At 29.9% G+C, this 18101-nt stretch carries 18 protein-coding genes and 4 pseudogenes; 13 read left to right on the top strand and 9 right to left on the bottom strand.

Annotated elements, in window-relative coordinates; translation table 11 throughout:
• Nucleotides 1-221: 221 nt before the first annotated feature.
• The 5 genes and pseudogenes from IDG45_RS13105 (at nt 222) to IDG45_RS13085 (ending at nt 4061) form a co-directional block, all read left to right on the top strand.
• Nucleotides 222-770, top strand: coding sequence for a Cap15 family cyclic dinucleotide receptor domain-containing protein (locus tag IDG45_RS13105; RefSeq protein ID WP_000998228.1), 549 nt, complete (start codon nt 222-224; stop codon nt 768-770).
• 192 nt (nt 771-962) lie between these two features.
• Complete coding sequence (locus IDG45_RS13100; RefSeq protein WP_000461119.1) at nt 963-2153, top strand: hypothetical protein; 1191 nt, start codon at nt 963-965, stop codon at nt 2151-2153.
• Between the two features lie 90 nt (nt 2154-2243).
• Nucleotides 2244-3188 (top strand): annotated as a pseudogene (locus tag IDG45_RS13095) (IS3 family transposase).
• 34 nt (nt 3189-3222) lie between these two features.
• The gene (locus IDG45_RS13090) at nt 3223-3354 is read left to right on the top strand and encodes a helix-turn-helix transcriptional regulator (protein ID WP_217481338.1); all 132 of its coding nucleotides are present in this window, start codon (nt 3223-3225) and stop codon (nt 3352-3354) included.
• Nucleotides 3355-3401: 47 nt separating this feature from the next.
• Nucleotides 3402-4061, top strand: coding sequence for a hypothetical protein (locus IDG45_RS13085; RefSeq protein ID WP_001081374.1), 660 nt, complete (start codon nt 3402-3404; stop codon nt 4059-4061).
• Between the two features lie 49 nt (nt 4062-4110).
• Here the strand turns inward: IDG45_RS13085 and IDG45_RS13080 are convergent.
• Together IDG45_RS13080 and IDG45_RS13075 are read right to left on the bottom strand one after the other, a co-directional pair.
• Nucleotides 4111-4650: pseudogene (locus IDG45_RS13080) on the bottom strand (transposase); the annotation flags it as partial.
• Nucleotides 4651-4703: 53 nt separating this feature from the next.
• Nucleotides 4704-4850 carry a hypothetical protein gene (locus tag IDG45_RS13075; protein ID WP_154293972.1) on the bottom strand — a complete coding sequence of 49 codons (147 nt, stop codon included), beginning with the start codon at nt 4848-4850 and terminating at the stop codon, nt 4704-4706.
• A gap of 337 nt (nt 4851-5187) precedes the next feature.
• Between IDG45_RS13075 and IDG45_RS13070 the strand changes: the two genes are divergently transcribed.
• Together IDG45_RS13070 and selZ are read left to right on the top strand one after the other, a co-directional pair.
• Nucleotides 5188-5346 (top strand): hypothetical protein, encoded by a 159-nt coding sequence (locus tag IDG45_RS13070; RefSeq protein ID WP_000628289.1) that lies wholly within the window; start codon nt 5188-5190, stop codon nt 5344-5346.
• Nucleotides 5347-5723: 377 nt separating this feature from the next.
• Complete coding sequence (gene selZ / locus IDG45_RS13065) at nt 5724-6503, top strand: staphylococcal enterotoxin type Z (protein WP_001233232.1); 780 nt, start codon at nt 5724-5726, stop codon at nt 6501-6503.
• A gap of 184 nt (nt 6504-6687) precedes the next feature.
• Here the strand turns inward: selZ and IDG45_RS13060 are convergent.
• From IDG45_RS13060 to cstR, 4 genes and pseudogenes are all read right to left on the bottom strand, one after another.
• A pseudogene (locus IDG45_RS13060) lies at nt 6688-7044 on the bottom strand (tRNA-dihydrouridine synthase); the annotation flags it as partial.
• A 364-nt stretch (nt 7045-7408) separates the two neighbouring features.
• Nucleotides 7409-7497, bottom strand: a pseudogene (locus tag IDG45_RS13055) (hypothetical protein).
• Between the two features lie 97 nt (nt 7498-7594).
• Nucleotides 7595-8350: a sulfite exporter TauE/SafE family protein gene (locus tag IDG45_RS13050; protein ID WP_000355844.1), complete on the bottom strand. Its 756-nt coding sequence runs from the start codon at nt 8348-8350 to the stop codon at nt 7595-7597.
• A complete protein-coding gene (gene cstR / locus IDG45_RS13045; protein ID WP_001105087.1) occupies nt 8350-8610 on the bottom strand; it encodes a persulfide-sensing transcriptional repressor CstR in 261 nt (86 codons plus the stop codon). Before cstR ends, IDG45_RS13050 begins: the two co-directional genes overlap by 1 nt.
• Nucleotides 8611-8746: 136 nt before the next feature.
• Between cstR and cstA the strand changes: the two genes are divergently transcribed.
• From cstA to sqr, 3 genes are read left to right on the top strand one after another with little or no spacing between them, the layout of a single operon-like run.
• Nucleotides 8747-9814 carry a DsrE/DsrF/DrsH-like family protein gene (gene cstA / locus IDG45_RS13040; RefSeq protein ID WP_206171645.1) on the top strand — a complete coding sequence of 356 codons (1068 nt, stop codon included), beginning with the start codon at nt 8747-8749 and terminating at the stop codon, nt 9812-9814.
• A 30-nt stretch (nt 9815-9844) separates the two neighbouring features.
• Nucleotides 9845-11179: a persulfide dioxygenase-sulfurtransferase CstB gene (gene cstB, locus IDG45_RS13035; protein WP_000465478.1), complete on the top strand. Its 1335-nt coding sequence runs from the start codon at nt 9845-9847 to the stop codon at nt 11177-11179.
• Between the two features lie 17 nt (nt 11180-11196).
• Nucleotides 11197-12390: a type II sulfide:quinone oxidoreductase Sqr gene (gene sqr, locus IDG45_RS13030; protein ID WP_001033009.1), complete on the top strand. Its 1194-nt coding sequence runs from the start codon at nt 11197-11199 to the stop codon at nt 12388-12390.
• Nucleotides 12391-13055: 665 nt separating this feature from the next.
• Here the strand turns inward: sqr and IDG45_RS13025 are convergent.
• Nucleotides 13056-14042, bottom strand: coding sequence for a tRNA dihydrouridine synthase (locus IDG45_RS13025; RefSeq protein ID WP_000662031.1), 987 nt, complete (start codon nt 14040-14042; stop codon nt 13056-13058).
• 308 nt (nt 14043-14350) lie between these two features.
• Here IDG45_RS13025 and IDG45_RS13020 point away from each other — a divergent pair, with 308 nt between their 5' ends.
• Nucleotides 14351-14554, top strand: a complete 204-nt coding sequence (locus IDG45_RS13020; protein WP_000389769.1) for a DUF6007 family protein — start codon at nt 14351-14353, stop codon at nt 14552-14554.
• A gap of 49 nt (nt 14555-14603) precedes the next feature.
• The gene (locus tag IDG45_RS13015; protein WP_000179906.1) at nt 14604-14900 is read left to right on the top strand and encodes a TfoX/Sxy family protein; all 297 of its coding nucleotides are present in this window, start codon (nt 14604-14606) and stop codon (nt 14898-14900) included.
• A gap of 62 nt (nt 14901-14962) precedes the next feature.
• Here IDG45_RS13015 and IDG45_RS13010 read toward each other — a convergent pair whose 3' ends face one another.
• On the bottom strand, nt 14963-16183 hold the full coding sequence (locus IDG45_RS13010; RefSeq protein WP_000130756.1) for an MFS transporter: 1221 nt from the start codon (nt 16181-16183) through the stop codon (nt 14963-14965).
• Nucleotides 16176-16727, bottom strand: a complete 552-nt coding sequence (locus tag IDG45_RS13005; protein WP_111063703.1) for a flavodoxin family protein — start codon at nt 16725-16727, stop codon at nt 16176-16178. Before IDG45_RS13005 ends, IDG45_RS13010 begins: the two co-directional genes overlap by 8 nt.
• A gap of 112 nt (nt 16728-16839) precedes the next feature.
• Between IDG45_RS13005 and IDG45_RS13000 the strand changes: the two genes are divergently transcribed.
• Complete coding sequence (locus IDG45_RS13000) at nt 16840-17700, top strand: LysR substrate-binding domain-containing protein (RefSeq protein ID WP_001052505.1); 861 nt, start codon at nt 16840-16842, stop codon at nt 17698-17700.
• Nucleotides 17701-18101: the final 401 nt, after the last annotated feature.

The following is an 18101-nucleotide window of genomic DNA, read 5'->3' as shown; positions in this document are numbered from 1 at the left end:
AATGTACTTGGGTCATGTAAAAGTCCTCCTGGGTATGTTTTTGTCGTTAAAAACATTGTACCGTAAAAGGACTGTTATATGGCCTTTTTACTTTTACACAATTATACGGACTTTATCTAATGACATTCTATATTTATGCGATTCTCAAGAAAAAAATAATGTTTATAAAAATTTTATTCTGGATGTAAAGAATTATTTTGAATATAGTGGTGAGAAAAAAAATGAATGACAAAATAAATCATTTGATTAAAATAACAGGATGGTTTACAGGACTCTTTTTCTTGTTACTAATTATAGTATCATGTACGGTATGGCAAATAGGATGGATAGATATCATAAGTTATACTGTAACAATATCAACATTTATTACTATAGGGTATGAAAGGTTTATGTGGAAGTGGAAATTGTTTCGTATATTTAATAAGCAAGCTGATATATCAGGAGATTATGAGGCAACACTCAGACATTTTTATGGAGAAGGTGGAATTAAAAAGGTAAGTGTGGAAATAAAACAAACTTTTTTAACAGTAAATATTGAATTCAGAAGCGATGAAATTACTAGTAATAGTATTACAGCAGATATTATTGAAGAACATGGTAAAAATATATTGTACTATACTTATATAACAAATCCAAAAGCCGAATTCGAAAAGAAAAATCCTATTAATCGAGGAACAACAAGATTAATAGTTGAAGAAAATGAATTGACTGGAAAGTATTGGACTGGAGCCGAAACCACAGGTGATCTAAGACTCAAAAAACTAAAATAAAGTATTGATACCAAAATAAATTCAATTTTATTTTGGTATTTTTAGCAATATCACTAACAAGGGGAGGCGTATCATAAGTAGGGGGGTTATTAATTATTTTGATTAATATAAATAAAGCAAAACGATGAATAACTTAGGGAAATAATAATATAATTATAGAAGGTAATATTTGATAAGAAAGGATGTTAAATAATGTTCGAAGATATAATCAATAAAGAACATTTGATTTTTAAGACTAAGCAAATTGCTCTTAATAAACTTTCAAAAGATGAAATATATAATTTAATGAAAAACTATTATGAAGGTATGAAAATAAAAGATCTTTTAGAAAAATATAGATTAGATTTAAAGACCAATAATATTGTATCTTATTTTCCAGGTTATTTAACCAATATAGAATGTCCCTATTGTCAGGGGTATATGTCTGCTGTTTTCGTCTCACGAGCTAATGAAGAAATACTAAAAATTAAGAATTGTAATATATGTAGTCATACATTAGATAAAAATTGTAGATGTGAGACTTGTAGAGAAATGGAAATTAGACAAAAAGAACAATTGTATATTTTAAAAAATAATATACTAGGAGAATTGCTAATAGACGAGTCTGAGAAAGAAGTCAAAGAAGAAAGTGATCTTAACATGAGGCAACGCTTATATTTAGCTTCGGTATTGCATTGTGGATTGACAGAAGATATTAAGAAATTAAACCCAATAGAAGAAATTATTGATTTTATAGGTCCAAGTTTTAATTTCACTATTGGTATTTTTAAATATTTGTATAATACGAATGTTATTTCAATAGATGAGCAATCAGCTTTAGAAGCGTTCACTTTTAATTTAGATGATGAGATAATTACAAGTTTTATGGTTGATAAAGTTATGTATCGGCTAAATATAAAACCTTATGACAATGATTATGGTAATATGATTAATAGATTACTTTACCCAGATGAATCTTTATTTAATAACGAGTTTTGCTATGAATTATGGAAGGAAATAAATCTTGATGAGTCTATCCAATATTTTAAATATCATATGAATAAAGTTAAATTTGATACAGTGATTGGTGAGAAGACAAGAAGAACCTTTGAAAGGATAGTAGATAATTTTTCTCTTTCAGAAATATTTTACATTATACATAGATCAATAGCTAATGGTACCAAATTGTATCAATCGGGTGAATATACCAAGACACATGCTATTAATATAGTAAAAAGAGAAATATTTAATTATAGTGAACGAGTTTTGGCAAACAATTGGAGTTTGACAGGATACAATAGAGATTATAATTTTCCTGAATCAATGTTAAGCAAAATTTTATTTAATAATATAATGAGAATTGATTATTTAGGATTTAGAAATCCACCTACTAAAGAATTATAAGATATAAAAGCTTGTTAATGAATCGTCTACACTTAATTGGACAAATTCTATGAGAGTAGATATTGTTAATTTAAGAAAGTATGCGATTTTATTATGACAAGAGAAAGAAAATCGTTTAGTTCAGAGTTTAAGTTACAAATGGTTAGGTTTCATTCCTAGGTGTTAGGAAAATGGATAAAGCAACATCAATACACAGGTTCATTCAATCACCAAGATAACTTATCAGATGAAGAAAAAGAGCTGATTAAATTACGTAAAGAAGTTCAATATATATAAATGGAAAACGATATTTTAAAGCAAGCAGCGCTAATCATGAGACGAAAATAGAAGTCATTCAAAAGAATGTACATCAACATTCAGTACCAGCAATGTGTAAAGTCCTAAAAATGCCAAGAAGTACCTATTATGATTCTATAAAAAGAAAAGATAATAAATTACTAAAGATGATTCAAACGTAGAACGTGCAATCATAAATATTTTTAATTCTAATAGAAAGGTCTTGGTACAAGATGAATTAAAAATCATTTGAATCGCGCTTTTAATAGAGAACAACCAATGGAGACATTAGTAAGTGATTTGACATATGTAAAAGTCGCAGGAACATGGCATTACATATGTTTATTTATAGATCTATTTAATAGAGAAATTGTTGGTTACAGTGAAGGTAAAAATAAGGACGCAAATTTAGTATCAAAAGCAATCAGCAGAATAAATCATAATCTTGAACAAATCAAACTATTCCACACTGATAGAGGCAAAGAATTTGATAATCATTTGATAGATGAAGTCCTAGAAACCTTTAAAATCAAATGTTCATGAAGTACCAAAGGTTGTCCTTATGATAACGCAGTTGCGGAAGCGACGATGAAAGCAATGAAAACTGAATTTGTAAAACAAATGTAATTTGAAAATTCAGAACAGTTAGAAACAGAATTATTTGATTATGTAAATTGGTACAACAATTTTAGACCACATTCTTCATTAAAGTATTTAACGGCAGTGGCATTTAAAAATCTACACATGAAAACTGTCTAAAAAATGTTGACATACCATAGTAAAATTAAAGGAGTTGAAAGAAAAGTTTAATATTTCACAAACCGAGCTGTCTATAAAAACTAATATATCTAGGCAAACTATAAACATGTTAGAGAATGGCTCATATATACCGTCGCTTATAACCGTAAAAAAATTATCATTATAATTTAATACTAGTATAGAAAGCATCTTTATATTTGAGGAGGAAGATTTATGAACAGAAATCTTTTAACCATTTTATTGTTGATAGGGTATACGTATTTAATATTTAACTTTCTAACAACTGAATACTCCTTGGCGCCAAGAATATTTTATACATTGAACTTTATTAGTTTGTCCTTAATATTATTAGCAAAGGCTAAAAGTAAGAAATTAAATAAACACACACACTTCCTTGACGAAGTACAACTAGTTTTAGAAAAAAGATATTCCACTATAATGTATATATTGAATATCGCGTTAGTAGTTTCCTTTATTTCATTCTTAACTGGTTTTATATATTTAAGAGAAGAATACCCACAATTTATCCTTTATTCAAGTGTATTGCTAGTAATGTCTTTCTATTATATTAAACTATTCTATGAAGATAAAAATAATATTATTTATATGAATAGAAAAATTGTGGATTTTAATAACTCAGAAGTAGAATGTCAGTTACAGTTAGATGATGGAGAAAAAAATGTATTATTGAAACAACTTGATAATTTTTATAAATCGACCATTATTTTAATGTTTATTACCGAAATAACGTTGATGTTTTACTCCATAATATCATCTAACTATCAAACAGTGAGTATGGTTTTAATTGCTATAGTTATTTTCATTTCATCTTCACTACTAATTACAACGAATGTATATACAAATCGCAACTAATTAATAATGGCTCTATGTCAAATTGGACTGATGCATTCAATAAAGGAAGTTAAGCAACTAAACATTGCTTAACTTCCTTTTTCCTTTTTGGAGCGTAAAGTTTTAAATATAATAATATCCGATTGCGCAAATGATTGTAACTTCAGTAACCAAAAGATGTACGTTTAATTAATTTTATTTTGTTATTTATACCTTCTAAAGGACCATTTGATAAATTGTAATAATCAAATGTATTTTTTATAAAGTACGCATGTTTGTTAAGTGTCTTAGTTGCTCGTTGGACAAATGAATGCGCTTGAGACAATGGCATATGTTTTAATTCGTGAATAAAGCCTTCATAATCATTATGTTTAAGTTTGAATCGTAGTTGATTGATATATTGGTAGGCGTCATTTAGTGAGTCATCTTGATCTAATAAATACTTAATGATACCCTTTTGCGTCTTCCATTCCTTAAATAAAGCTACTTTACGATATTCAAATGCCTCTAAATCTTCTCCAGGTTTTAATAGTAATTTCGCATATCTTTTAAACTTATTATATAAAGGTTGATTCGTCGTTCTTAATTCATTCATAACAGCGATATCAATAGCGGTTTAAAATGCTGTTTTATGGCGGTTTGAAAATGTCGATTTTTAGCGGGTTAAGAATATCGTGCTTTTAATGCGCTTTTACTTTTATTTATTCTAATGTTTACGTTCTTCATAGCAATTTTTATTTTAGGTAAATCTGAAAGAGTAGCAACTTTAAAATTTGCATTTATATCTAAAAATAATTTTAAAATAGACATGTTTAAACAATCAAAAGTGTGCATTGCTAAATCATCATTTTCAAAAGTTTATGGGTAGAACAATTATATGTAAACATAGTTATTTAAGTTTTGAAAAAGTAGGACTTAATTATCGCAATATTTGCTCTATATAAATGAAATACGATTTAAGTGAAGAAATAATACTTTGATATCTACAGGATTAATAGAAGTGATCAGTCGTATAACAGTAATTGCAATTTGTGAAAATTAATTTTTGTAGTTGTATGAACAATTTTTAAATAAGATTATTAGGTAAGGCATAAATAGCCCTGTTAAGTGATAAACGATATAAAAGTGATATATAGGAGGCGATATCATGATTACTATTGATTCAAAGATTAATAAACAAATCTCTAAAAACCTTTCACTTGAAGGTATGTATGTTACACGAAAACAGCAAATACAAATTCTTCATGCAATTAATAATAAGAAAGAAATTACAAATGAGCTTATTCGTAAAAGCGCTTTTAAATAATGAAATATGATGGAATACAGCAAGACGAATATTTATTAAATTAGAATATGCTTGGTGTCAAAACTTCTGATGAATTAAAGCGACTTGGAAAAGTTGCTTTTTTAATTGCTGAAGCTTTCGTTGAAGAGGAAGGATATAAATTCTATTTCCGTATCGTTTAAAGTGAATTTCAAGATAATTATAAAAAAGCATATATACTATATTAAAAGTTGACGTAGGGACAGTCATTAAAATATAAGAGGATTATTAAAGTGCAATTTGTTGTAATATAATAATTAAATTAAAAAAATCATAGTTACATTAAATGAATATATGTTATAAAATAGCAATGGTTGATGAAGGTCAACTAAATTAGTTATATATTCAAAAGGAGTAATATGAGAAAAGTATTTATACTAATCACTTTGTTATTTGGTTACAGTAGCTATTCTTTGTTGGAAGCTAGAGCAGAGACACAAAATGATCCAAATATAAGTGAATTAAACAAATCTAGTCAATATACGGGTTCTTGGCATAATATATGGTATTTATATAATAGCGATCCAGTTAATGCTAAAAAAATAAAGCTAAGTGACAAATTTTTGAGTCATGACTTCATTGTTCCAATAAATAACCCTGGTCATTATGACTATGTTAAAACTGAGTTAAAAGACAGTACAATGGCTAGTTCATTTGATGGGAAAGAAGTCGATATTTTTGGCGTCAATTATTTTGATCAATGCTATTTTTCAAATGAAAATATACAGTGTGATAGTAATCAAGGAGGTGGAAGTAAAAAAACTTGTATGTATGGTGGTATAACATTAAATGAGAACAATACCAATAATAGAATTCAGCCTATTGTTGTAAAAGTTTACGAGAATGACAGTGTTACTCTTTCTTTTGATATCAATATTGATAAAGAGACTGTAACTATTCAAGAGTTAGATTATAAAGTGAGAAATAAATTAATTTCTAAAATCAATTTATACCATTTAGGTGGCACTTCATATGAAACGGGATACATTAAATTTATAGAAAATGGTAATCGATATTATTGGTATGATATGATGCCAGACCCTGGCTTTACTCAGTCTAAATATTTGATGATATATCGAGGTAATGAAACAGTTGAATCAGCCAAAACGGAAATAGAAGTGCACTTAACTAAAAAGTAGACATAGAGCAACTTATCAATAATAATATATGGTTAGATTAAAGTAAATAAAAATATTTTAATGAATTAAAGCGACTTGGAAAAGTTGCTTTTTTTAATTACTTCTTTAAAAAGTAGGTACATTAGTCTTTAACACAAACAAAAAAGAGGAACGTTATATTCCTCCTTAACCCTTATTACTCATACTATAATTCTATTTTAACGTCTTCGTCCATTTGGGCTTCAAATTCATCTAGTAGTGCTCGTGCTTCTGCAATTGATTGTGTGTTCATCAATTGATGTCGAAGTTCGCTAGCGCCTCTTATGCCACGCACATAGATTTTAAAGAATCTACGCAAGCTCTTGAATTGTCGTATTTCATCTTTTTCATATTTGTTAAACAATGATAAATGTAATCTCAACAGATCTAATAGTTCTTTGCTTGTGTGTTCACGTGGTTCTTTTTCAAAAGCGAATGGATTGTGAAAAATGCCTCTACCAATCATGACGCCATCAATGCCATATTTTTCTGCAAGTTCAAGTCCTGTTTTTCTATCGGGAATATGGGAGTGGGACAGAAATGATATTTTCTCAAAATTTATTTCGTCGTCCAACCCCAACTTCCATTGTCTGTAGAATTTCATTTCGAAATTCTCTGTGTTGGGACCCCGCCCCCCAACTTGCACATTATTGTAAGCTGACTTTCCGCCAGCTACTATGTTGGGGCCCCTGACTTTAATTGAAAAAAGCTTGTTACAAGCGTATTTTCGTTCAGTCAACTACTGCCAATATAACATTGTATAGCATAGAACATTGATTTATGTCCCAACCTCCAATTTCGTCACGTAAATTTTTAATTGCTTCGATTAATTCCCAATGTGCATCTACTTTACTAATGCGTTTGATAAAAACTTAAATAATATTAATTCAGTCATCAGTGGCATTAAATCTTTTATCATTTTTAGTTATAGTTGATAAATTTATATTTATAAGCATATATATGGATATTTCATCAAAAATTTTTATTCATATAAATCCGAACTGCATACATATTTGTTGAAATAAGAGGTATTATTTTTCGGGAAATTGCTGTCTGAGTTATAAGGATTAGTTTTATAAAATGAGTTGAATTATAGCAAAAACGATTAAAATACTGATAATCCATTTTTGTATTATGTTAGGGACTTTTTTACTTAATTTTAACCCTATTGGAGCAAATATAATACTCCCTATTATAAGGAATAAGGCGTCATATAAAGGGATATAACCTTGAATAAGTTTGATGACAAAAGCACCAATTGAAGATATAAAAGCAATTACTATACTATTAGCGACTACAGTATTCATTGGTAATTTGAATAAAACCAATAATATAGGAATAATAATGAAGGCACCACCTGCACCTACTATACCTGAAATGATACCAATGAAAAGGCCAATGATAACTAATAAATATTTATTAAATGAAGACTTTTCGGAACTAGGTTTCACTTTAATAAACATTAATGTTAATGCAAGTAAAGCAATAATGATATATACCGTATTTACAAATGTAGCATCAAATAAATTTGCTAGAAATGCACCTAACATACTCCCTATAATCATGCCGCCACCCATATAAAGAACTAATTGTGGCGAGAACTCTGTTTTTTTTCGAGCTTTTAATGAGCCACTTAATGTACTGAAAAAGACTTGGCTAGAAGTAAGACCTGATGCGATATATGCGCTATATGCAGGGGCTCCGAATAATGGTGGTAATAATAAAATAGCTGGATAAATAATGATAGCACCACCTACGCCTACTAGACCAGATATGAACCCACCGAATACCCCAATGAGTAACATGATAACTATATTAACAATATCCATTACTTACTTTTCACCAATAAGTTTACAGCTTCATTAATTAACTCTTGGGAGCTTTCTTCATCATCCGCAGCTGCTTTTACGCATTCTATTAAATTTTCACTAATAATGATACCCATCAAGCGTTGGAGTGAACTCTTTGATGCACTGATTTGTGTAATGACATCTTTACAGTCTTTTCCTTCCTCCATCATTTTAATAATTCCATTTAGTTGCCCTTGTATTCTATTAATACGATTAATCATTTTTTTATCATAATTCATAGTCATACCTCCACTTTTAATTGAATAAAAATATATTAATAGATAAACACAAATGTGTCAAATACCCCTATAGGTATTTGACAAGTTCCATTCTACTGTTTAGAATACCCCTACAGGTATTTTTAGGGAGGTTATTATGAAACAATACGGAGAAAAGTTTATCGATGAATTTAGTAAAGCAGAATTGGAAAAACTAGCAAAGCAAGGGCAATTAATTGATGTTAGAACAGAAGAGGAGTATGCATTAGGACATATCAATGGTTCCATACTTCATCTTGTTGATGAGATTGAGTCATTCAATAAAGAAAAAAATAAAACCTATTATGTAATCTGTAGAAGTGGTAACAGAAGTGCTAATGCTAGTAAATATTTAGCTAAACAAGGTTATAACGTTATAAATCTTGATGGTGGTTATAAAGTTTATGAAGAAGAAAACGATAGTTATGATACGCAAGAAGAATATAAAAGTATAGAAATTAAAGCAGATCGTAAACAATTTAACTATCGTGGTCTTCAATGTCCAGGGCCAATTGTAAAAATTAGTCAAGAAATGAAGAATATTGAAGTAGGTGACCAAATTGAAGTCAAAGTCACAGACCCTGGATTCCCTAGTGATATTAAAAGTTGGGTGAAACAAACAAGGCATACTTTAGTTAAGCTTGATGAAAATAACAATGGAATTAATGCGATTATTCAAAAAGAAAAATCAAAAGATTTAGATGTAAATTATTCTGCTAAAGGTACTACAATTGTATTATTTAGTGGAGAATTAGACAAAGCTGTAGCAGCATTGATTATTGCAAATGGCGCTAGAGCTGCTGGAAAAGATGTAACTATCTTCTTTACTTTTTGGGGGCTTAATGCATTAAAAAAAGCGCAAACAGTTAATGTTAAAAAGCAAGGTATTGCAAAAATGTTTGATTTAATGTTGCCCAAAAAGAATATACGAATGCCTCTTTCCAAAATGAATATGTTTGGTTTAGGAAATATGATGATACGCTACGTAATGAAAAAGAAAAATGTTGATTCATTACCAACACTTATCAATCAAGCTATTGAGCAAAATATCAAATTAATCGCTTGTACGATGAGTATGGATGTCATGGGTATTCAGAAAGAAGAACTTAGAGATGAAGTTGAGTACGGTGGTGTAGGCACTTATATTGGTGCTACTGAAAATGCGAATCATAATTTATTTATCTAATTAAATCTATTAATAAAAGGAGTTGTTATCATGTTTTTTAAACAGTTTTACGATAATCATTTATCTCAAGCATCATATTTAGTGGGTTGTCAACGTACAGGAGAGGCAATAATAATAGACCCTGTTCGTGATTTATCGAAATATATAGAAGTTGCAGATTCTGAAGGTTTAACAATTACACAAGCTACAGAAACACATATTCATGCTGATTTTGCTTCAGGAATTCGTGATGTGGCTAAACGCTTAAATGCAAATATATATGTGTCTGGCGAAGGTGAAGATGCATTAGGGTATAAAAATATGCCATCAAAAACACAATTTGTTAAACATAGAGATATCATTCAAGTAGGCAATGTTAAATTAGAAGTTCTGCATACTCCAGGACATACGCCTGAAAGTATTAGCTTTTTACTCACTGATTTAGGTGGTGGTTCAAGTGTTCCGATGGGATTATTTAGTGGTGACTTTATTTTTGTTGGTGATATAGGTAGACCTGATTTATTAGAAAAATCTGTTCAAATAAAAGGTTCTACAGAAATTAGCGCGAAACAAATGTATGAGTCCGTTCAAAATATTAAAAATTTACCTGACTATGTTCAAATCTGGCCGGGTCATGGTGCTGGAAGCCCTTGTGGTAAAGCATTAGGTGCCATACCTATATCTACAATAGGTTATGAGAAAATTAATAACTGGGCATTTAATGAAATTGATGAGACTAAATTTATTGAATCATTAACATCAAATCAACCAGCACCACCGCATCATTTTGCACAAATGAAACAAGTTAATCAGTTTGGTATGAATTTATATCAATCATACGATGTTTATCCTAGTTTAGATAATAAAAGAGTAGCATTTGATCTTCGTAGCAAAGAGGCCTTTCACGGTGGCCACACAAAAGGAACAATCAATATACCATACAACAAAAACTTTATTAATCAAATTGGTTGGTACTTAGATTTTGAAAAAGATATAGATTTAATTGGAGATAAATCTACTGTTGAGAAAGCGAAACACACTTTACAATTAATTGGGTTTGATAAGGTAGCAGGCTATCGTTTGCCAAAATCAGACATTTCAACCCAGTCCGTTCATAGCGCTGATATGACAGGTAAAGAAGAACATGTATTAGACGTACGTAATGATGAAGAGTGGAATAATGGACACTTATATCAAGCTGTTAATATTCCACATGGTAAATTATTAAATGAAAATATTCCTTTTAATAAAGAGGATAAAATATATGTACATTGTCAGTCAGGTGTTAGAAGTTCAATTGCAGTGGGTATATTGGAAAGCAAAGGTTTTGAAAATGTGGTGAATATTAGAGAAGGCTATCAAGTTTTTCCAGAATCATTAAAATAATTTAAGGATGTGGAAAAATGAATAAGCATTATCAAATTGTTATTATTGGTGGCGGTACAGCAGGTGTTACCGTAGCATCAAGACTATTAAGAAAAAATCAAAACTTAAAAGAGAAAATAGCAATTATAGACCCAGCAGACCATCATTACTATCAACCATTATGGACGTTGGTTGGTGCAGGGGTATCTAGTTTGAAAAGTTCTCGTAAAGATATGGAAAGTGTTATACCTGAAGGTGCTCACTGGATAAAACAGGCTGTTTCAAGTTTTCAACCTGAAAATAATAGCGTTATTTTAGGAGATAATACAGTCGTTTATTATGATTTTTTAGTAGTAGCTCCAGGATTACAGATTAATTGGTCTTCAATTAAAGGACTAAAAGAAAATATAGGTAAAAATGGTGTTTGCTCCAACTATTTACCTGACTATGTTAACGAAACTTGGAACCAAATTTCTAATTTTAAACAAGGAAATGCCATTTTTACGCATCCAAACACTCCTATAAAGTGTGGAGGTGCGCCTATGAAAATTATGTATTTAGCTGAAGATTATTTTAGGAAACATAAAATCCGTTCTAACGCTAATGTGATATATGCAACGCCAAAAGAAGCTTTATTTGACGTAGGAAAATATAATAAAGAATTAGAGAGGATTGTTGAAGAAAGAAATATAACAGTCAATTATAATTATAACCTTGTTGAAATCGATGGTGACAAAAAAGTGGCTACATTCGAACATATCAAAACATGCGATAGAAAAACAATAAGTTATGATATGTTACATGTAACACCACCTATGGGTCCCTTAGATGTAGTAAAAGAAAGTACACTTTCAGATAGTGAGGGATGGGTAGATGTTAACCCAACCACATTACAGCATAAAAGCTACTCTAATGTATTTGCACTTGGTGATGCTTCAAATGTACCTACTTCAAAAACAGGCGCAGCTATTCGTAAGCAAGCACCTATCGTCGCTAATAATTTATTGCAAGTGATGAATAATCAAATGTTAACGCATCATTATGATGGTTATACTTCATGCCCGATTGTTACTGGGTATAATAGGTTAATACTTGCAGAGTTTGATTATAATAAAAATACTAAAGAAACAATGCCGTTTAATCAGGCCAAAGAACGTAGAAGTATGTATATATTTAAGAAAGATTTATTACCTAAAATGTATTGGTACGGCATGCTAAAAGGATTAATATAATAAAGTACAGAAAACAATAAATTTTTAATGAAAAATCTTTTACTATAAAATATTTAGTATTTAAATGACATGTCAGTGTTGTGTTTATATGTCGTGAATTTTTAGCTCTAAATAGTATAAGATTGAAAAAGTTGTTACTGTTTTAAATGATCACGATGAAGTCATTCAATAAGAATGATTATGAAAATAGAAACAGCAGTAAGATGTTTTCTAATTGAAAATCATCTCACTGCTGTTTTTTAAAGGTTTATACCTCATCCTCTAAATTATTTAATAATAATTAATGGTATTTGAGCACGTTTAGTGACTTTATGACTGACATTACCAATATCCATTTCTTGCCAGATATTCAAACCACGTGTACTCAAAATGATAGCTTGGTATGTGCCTCCAATTGTAATTTCAACAACTTTGTCTGTTGAACACTAAGAGAAATTTTAATTTCATAATGTATTGTAAACAATTTTTTAATTGGAGTTTTTTTCTGAGTTAAACGATATCCTGATGTATTTTTTAATTTTGCACCATTTCCAAAAGGATAAGTGATATAAGTAAAAAGGCATCATCGGGAGTTATCCTATCAGGAAAACCAGATAATACCTAAGTAGAAAGTGTTCAATCCGTGTTAAATTGGGAAATATCATCCTCAACCTTTATTACTCATACTATAATTCTATTTTAACGTCTTCGTCCATTTGGGCTTCAAATTCATCGAGTAGTGCTCGTGCTTCTGCAATTGATTGTGTGTTCATCAATTGATGTCGAAGTTCACTAGCGCCTCTTATGCCACGCACATAGATTTTAAAGAATCTACGCAAGCTCTTGAATTGTCGTATTTCATCTTTTTCATATTTGTTAAACAATGATAAATGCAATCTCAACAGATCTAATAGTTCTTTGCTTGTGTGTTCGCGTGGTTCTTTTTCAAAAGCGAATGGATTATGGAAAATGCCTCTACCAATCATGACGCCATCAATGCCATATTTTTCTGCAAGTTCAAGTCCTGTTTTTCTATCGGGAATATCACCGTTAATTGTTAACAATGTGTTTGGTGCAATTTCGTCACGTAAATTTTTAATAGCTTCGATTAATTCCCAATGCGCATCTACTTTACTCATTTCTTTACGTGTACGAAGATGAATAGATAAATTTGCAATGTCTTGTTCGAAGACATGCTTCAACCAATCTTTCCATTCATCGATTTCATAGTAGCCAAGGCGTGTTTTAACACTTACCGGAAGTCCACCTGCTTTAGTTGCTTGAATAATTTCGGCAGCGACGTCAGGTCTTAAGATTAAGCCGGAACCCTTACCTTTTTTAGCAACATTTGCTACAGGACATCCCATATTTAAGTCAATGCCTTTAAAGCCCATTTTAGCTAGTTGAATGCTCGTTTCACGGAACTGTTCTGGCTTATCTCCCCATATATGAGCGACCATCGGCTGTTCATCTTCACTAAAAGTTAAGCGTCCGCGCACACTATGTATGCCTTCAGGGTGACAAAAGCTCTCGGTATTTGTAAATTCAGTGAAAAACACATCCGGTCTAGCTGCTTCACTTACAACGTGTCGAAAGACGATATCTGTAACGTCTTCCATTGGCGCCAAAATAAAAAATGGACGTGGTAATTCACTCCAAAAATTTTCCTTCATAATATATTTATACCCTCTTTATAATTAGTATCTCGATTTTTTATGCATGATGATATTACCACAAAAGACGAACTTATACAAAAGGAATTTTAGTAGATACAACCATTCGAAAAGGAAGTCTACGAGTAGTCTAAAATGAATGTTGTGGTAAGTTGATCAATATACAAATCAAGGATTATCGCGTTAAATTGTTCATTATTAATGATACACTACTTATTATTATGATTCAGAATTTTCTTTAGCTACATATACAGTAATGTGATTTATACGTTATCTTATAACAAAGACAAATTTATAAAGGTGATATTATGGAAGATTTAAAGCAATCTTTAATAGGTTTAGGTTGGTATGACTTATTTTTTACAGTACCTATGTTTCTACTATTCGTGTATCTGCCGAATTATAATTTTATAACTATATTTATTAACATTGTTATCATTATTTTCTTTTCCATAGGTTTGATTTTAACTACTCATATAATTATAGATAACATTAAGAACAACTCTAAATGATTTATTAATACGAATATGATTAAACATAATTACTGAAGGAGCGATTACAATGGCGACTGAGAAAGATGTAAATGATTTATTTTTAAATCATGTGAATTCAAATGATGTTAAAACTAGAAAGATGATGGGAGAATATATTATTTATTATGATGGTGTGGTTATAGGTGGTTTGTATGATAATAGATTATTGGTCAAGGCGACTAAAAGTGCACGTCATCAATTTCAAGATAATACATTAGTATCGCCGTATCCTGGTGCCAAGGAAATGATTTTAATTCCACACTTTGTCAAAGTAACAAATCTCACTGATTTATTTGAGCTCATAAAAAATGATTTGCAAAAGTGAAGTTCGGGTGGAGAGAATTAAGCACATCGACAAATGATCGCATATTAAAAGAAGAGTGACGGTCACTCTTCTTTATGTGCATATTTTATTTTGTCTGTTTTGTTAACGAGCAGCAGTGTAACAAATATGAGTAAGGATAAAATGAGTATAATATAGAAACCGAATTTATCATTAATTTCATTGATCCATCTTCCTAAAAATGGAGCAATGAAACTTTGCAGTAACAATGAAATTGACGTCCATATCGTAAATGAGCGACCGACATATTTATCTGAAACAGTGTTCATTATAGCTGTATTCATATAAATTCTGATTGATGAAATTGAGTAGCCTAGTATAAATGATCCTATGAATAAGTAAAATGCTGAGTTTATCCAAATAAATAGTGCTGAATTTATGACTAATATGAAATATAACAAAAATATCAATGCTTTAGTTGAGATTTTTTTCGAAAGAATAGCTGAAATTAAACCTGCACATAATCCTCCAATGCCATATAACATATCTGAAAAACCAAATTGTACAGACGAAAGTTTTAAAACATTATATACATATCCTGGTAATGATATGTTAAAGATCATTGTAAACACCATTGGTATGATTGAAATAACTCCAAAAATAAATATCATCATGTTGTCTTTTAAAAATTTCCATCCTAATAAATATTCTTGCAATAAGCTATTTGTTGATTCTTCCTCTGAATGAGTTGGTTTATCTACATGCAATCTAAATAACATAAAAATGCTGATTAGAAACATCATTATAGTCATCGCTATAATTAGAGTGAATCCATTTATTTCATATAATATTCCTGATAATCCACCTGCAATAAACATACCTGTTTGCAAACTAATCTCTAATAGAGAATTTGCATCTGTATATTGATCTGGTTTTAAAATCTGTTTAACTAAACTTCTAGATGTTGCCATATACGTAGTCCAACCTATCCCATTAACAATCGCAAATCCAATCACTAAATAGGTCTCAAAGCCTATCATTAAGAGTGCTATGACAATGAGTAAATATAATATTACCTGAAGAAGATAGGTGATTAAAATAATATTTCGTCTATTATATTTATCGGCTAGTCCACCTATTATAGGAGAAGCTAAGAAACCAGATAATACATTTAAAGCTAACATAATACCTAATAGTTGGGAGTCGTTAGTTTTGTCGATTAAATACCAATTAGCCCCAACTGTACTAATTCCAACTCCGAATGCTGAAATTATTTCTGCTAAAAAGAACAATCTGAAGTTTTTAATTTTCAACAAATCAGTCATAAATATCACCTTTTTTCAATGCAAGATTTATATTTGCGAGCTCTTCTATAAATTGAGAGTCGTTTAAAATATCGAATGGTTTATTGCCTTCTCCGATCAAAAATCTATAGTTAGTAATATTTATAAACTCAAATATTAATTTGAATTGGTTGACTAAAGGTTGTGCTTTGGTATGCGGATTGTCGCCACCTATGATTAAAATCAAATACTTTTTTTGTGACATGATTTCTTTGAAGTTGTCTATTTGCGTATCTCGCAATGACTCGGTCCATCTATCAATGAAGAGTTTTAAAGACGCACTCATGGAGTACCAATAGAGTGGTGTTGAAAAAATAATAATATCTGATTCTAAAACTTTGATTAAAATTTGTTCGTAATCATCATTATGAAAGTTGGCACCTTTGCTATGACGATTATCTGTAACCTTTTCAATGTTACTTTGATATAAATTCACAAAGTTGACATTTAAATTCTTCAATAGATTCTCTACTGCGATAGCTGAATTGCCATCTTTTCTACTACTTCCAAATAAACAAGTAATCATAGTCATAACTCCTTTCGATTTACCTTAATAATAATATTTAATATATTATTATTAAATCAGAATTCTTAGAATGCAGAATTCGATAAAAGTGAATCCTAAAGGAGGTACTACTTTGAACTTAAACATTTTAAAATCATTTTTAGTAACTAGTGAAACAAAGAACCTTACTAAAGCATCAGAATTACTTAACTATTCACAGTCAACTGTATCTACACATATTGAAAAATTAGAAAAGCAATTAGATGTTAAATTATTTTATAGAAAAAAATATGGTATGGAACTAACGGAAGAAGGCTTAGCATACGTTAAATACGCTAAAGTGATTTTAGATAGTAATAGCGAATACGAGAGAGAAATAAAAGGACTTTACAATAAGAAGGTAAATATAAGTATTAACATGCAAGAAAGTCAGTATTTGTATCGTTACTATAATAAGATTAGTGAATGGTTAGCTGAACACCCATATGTAAACTTGAAGTTTAAATCCGCACATTCTAATTTCTATATTAAAGAAGAAATTGCTAATTTTAAATCGGATATTAGCCTTATCACAGACGAAAAGATTATTAATAGTAACTTAACTGCTATTCCTATAACTGAAGAACGTTTAATATTTGTTACTAACAAAGAGATGAAAGATTTCAAATTAAACGATATTCAAAACCATACATTACTTGTTACTGAAAAAGGGTGTAGTTACAGAGAACAGTTAGAAAAGATTCTCTATAAATATAGTTTTTCAACAAAACAAATGGTTGAATTTCTAGGAATTGAGTCATTGAAAAAACACTTAAAAAATTCAGATGGGATTGCGCTATTGCCGGAGTTTATTGTTGCAGATGAATTAGAAAATAAAAGTTTGTTTCAAATAGATGTCGATGTCGATATTCCGAATTTAGAAACAACTTTGATAATTAATCCTGAATCCAGTAAGCAAGTACTAGAATCTTTTGTAAAAGATGTCTTTTTATAAATATTGGTGAAAACGTGTAGTTATAGTGAAACTCAAAGATAATCATTTATTGGAAAGGACATAGGAGCAATTACAATTTCCAAACAAGGTACACGAGTGCCTCTGAATTTATCGGCACGCTTTTACATAGATCAAAAGAACGCGCACTAAAATAATCAGTTTATCTATGTAACTTACATCTTTTATACTACAGAAGTATTTGAATCACCATATTTAACTTTTAAGTTTGTACTACTATGAAGTAATCTAACTACCACTTTAGTCAATACAAATATAACGGAAAGATAATTAAGTGAGTGCTCATTCAAGGGTGCTCTTTTTTCATGTATTTATTGAACAAAAATAAAGATGCTTAAGGCCCATTTAAAAAGCTAATGAATTCATTTGAGAAATAATATAGT

Source organism: Staphylococcus sp. EG-SA-10, from assembly GCF_017151945.1.
Classification (GTDB): domain Bacteria; phylum Bacillota; class Bacilli; order Staphylococcales; family Staphylococcaceae; genus Staphylococcus; species Staphylococcus aureus.
Note: the sequence above shows the minus strand (reverse complement) of the source record. Positions and strands in the feature narration are given on the sequence as shown.

Excerpts from the sequence above, each read along its gene's own strand:
- IDG45_RS13105 (WP_000998228.1), top strand. The coding sequence starts at position 222 with ATGAATGACAAAATAAATCATTTGATTAAAATAACAGGATGGTTTACA.
- IDG45_RS13100 (WP_000461119.1), top strand. The coding sequence starts at position 963 with ATGTTCGAAGATATAATCAATAAAGAACATTTGATTTTTAAGACTAAG.
- IDG45_RS13085 (WP_001081374.1), top strand. The coding sequence starts at position 3,402 with ATGAACAGAAATCTTTTAACCATTTTATTGTTGATAGGGTATACGTAT.
- IDG45_RS13075 (WP_154293972.1), bottom strand. The coding sequence starts at position 4,850 with ATGTCTATTTTAAAATTATTTTTAGATATAAATGCAAATTTTAAAGTT.
- IDG45_RS13070 (WP_000628289.1), top strand. The coding sequence starts at position 5,188 with ATGATTACTATTGATTCAAAGATTAATAAACAAATCTCTAAAAACCTT.
- selZ (WP_001233232.1), top strand. The coding sequence starts at position 5,724 with ATGAGAAAAGTATTTATACTAATCACTTTGTTATTTGGTTACAGTAGC.
- IDG45_RS13050 (WP_000355844.1), bottom strand. The coding sequence starts at position 8,350 with ATGGATATTGTTAATATAGTTATCATGTTACTCATTGGGGTATTCGGT.
- cstR (WP_001105087.1), bottom strand. The coding sequence starts at position 8,610 with ATGAATTATGATAAAAAAATGATTAATCGTATTAATAGAATACAAGGG.
- cstA (WP_206171645.1), top strand. The coding sequence starts at position 8,747 with ATGAAACAATACGGAGAAAAGTTTATCGATGAATTTAGTAAAGCAGAA.
- cstB (WP_000465478.1), top strand. The coding sequence starts at position 9,845 with ATGTTTTTTAAACAGTTTTACGATAATCATTTATCTCAAGCATCATAT.
- sqr (WP_001033009.1), top strand. The coding sequence starts at position 11,197 with ATGAATAAGCATTATCAAATTGTTATTATTGGTGGCGGTACAGCAGGT.
- IDG45_RS13025 (WP_000662031.1), bottom strand. The coding sequence starts at position 14,042 with ATGAAGGAAAATTTTTGGAGTGAATTACCACGTCCATTTTTTATTTTG.
- IDG45_RS13020 (WP_000389769.1), top strand. The coding sequence starts at position 14,351 with ATGGAAGATTTAAAGCAATCTTTAATAGGTTTAGGTTGGTATGACTTA.
- IDG45_RS13015 (WP_000179906.1), top strand. The coding sequence starts at position 14,604 with ATGGCGACTGAGAAAGATGTAAATGATTTATTTTTAAATCATGTGAAT.
- IDG45_RS13010 (WP_000130756.1), bottom strand. The coding sequence starts at position 16,183 with ATGACTGATTTGTTGAAAATTAAAAACTTCAGATTGTTCTTTTTAGCA.
- IDG45_RS13005 (WP_111063703.1), bottom strand. The coding sequence starts at position 16,727 with ATGATTACTTGTTTATTTGGAAGTAGTAGAAAAGATGGCAATTCAGCT.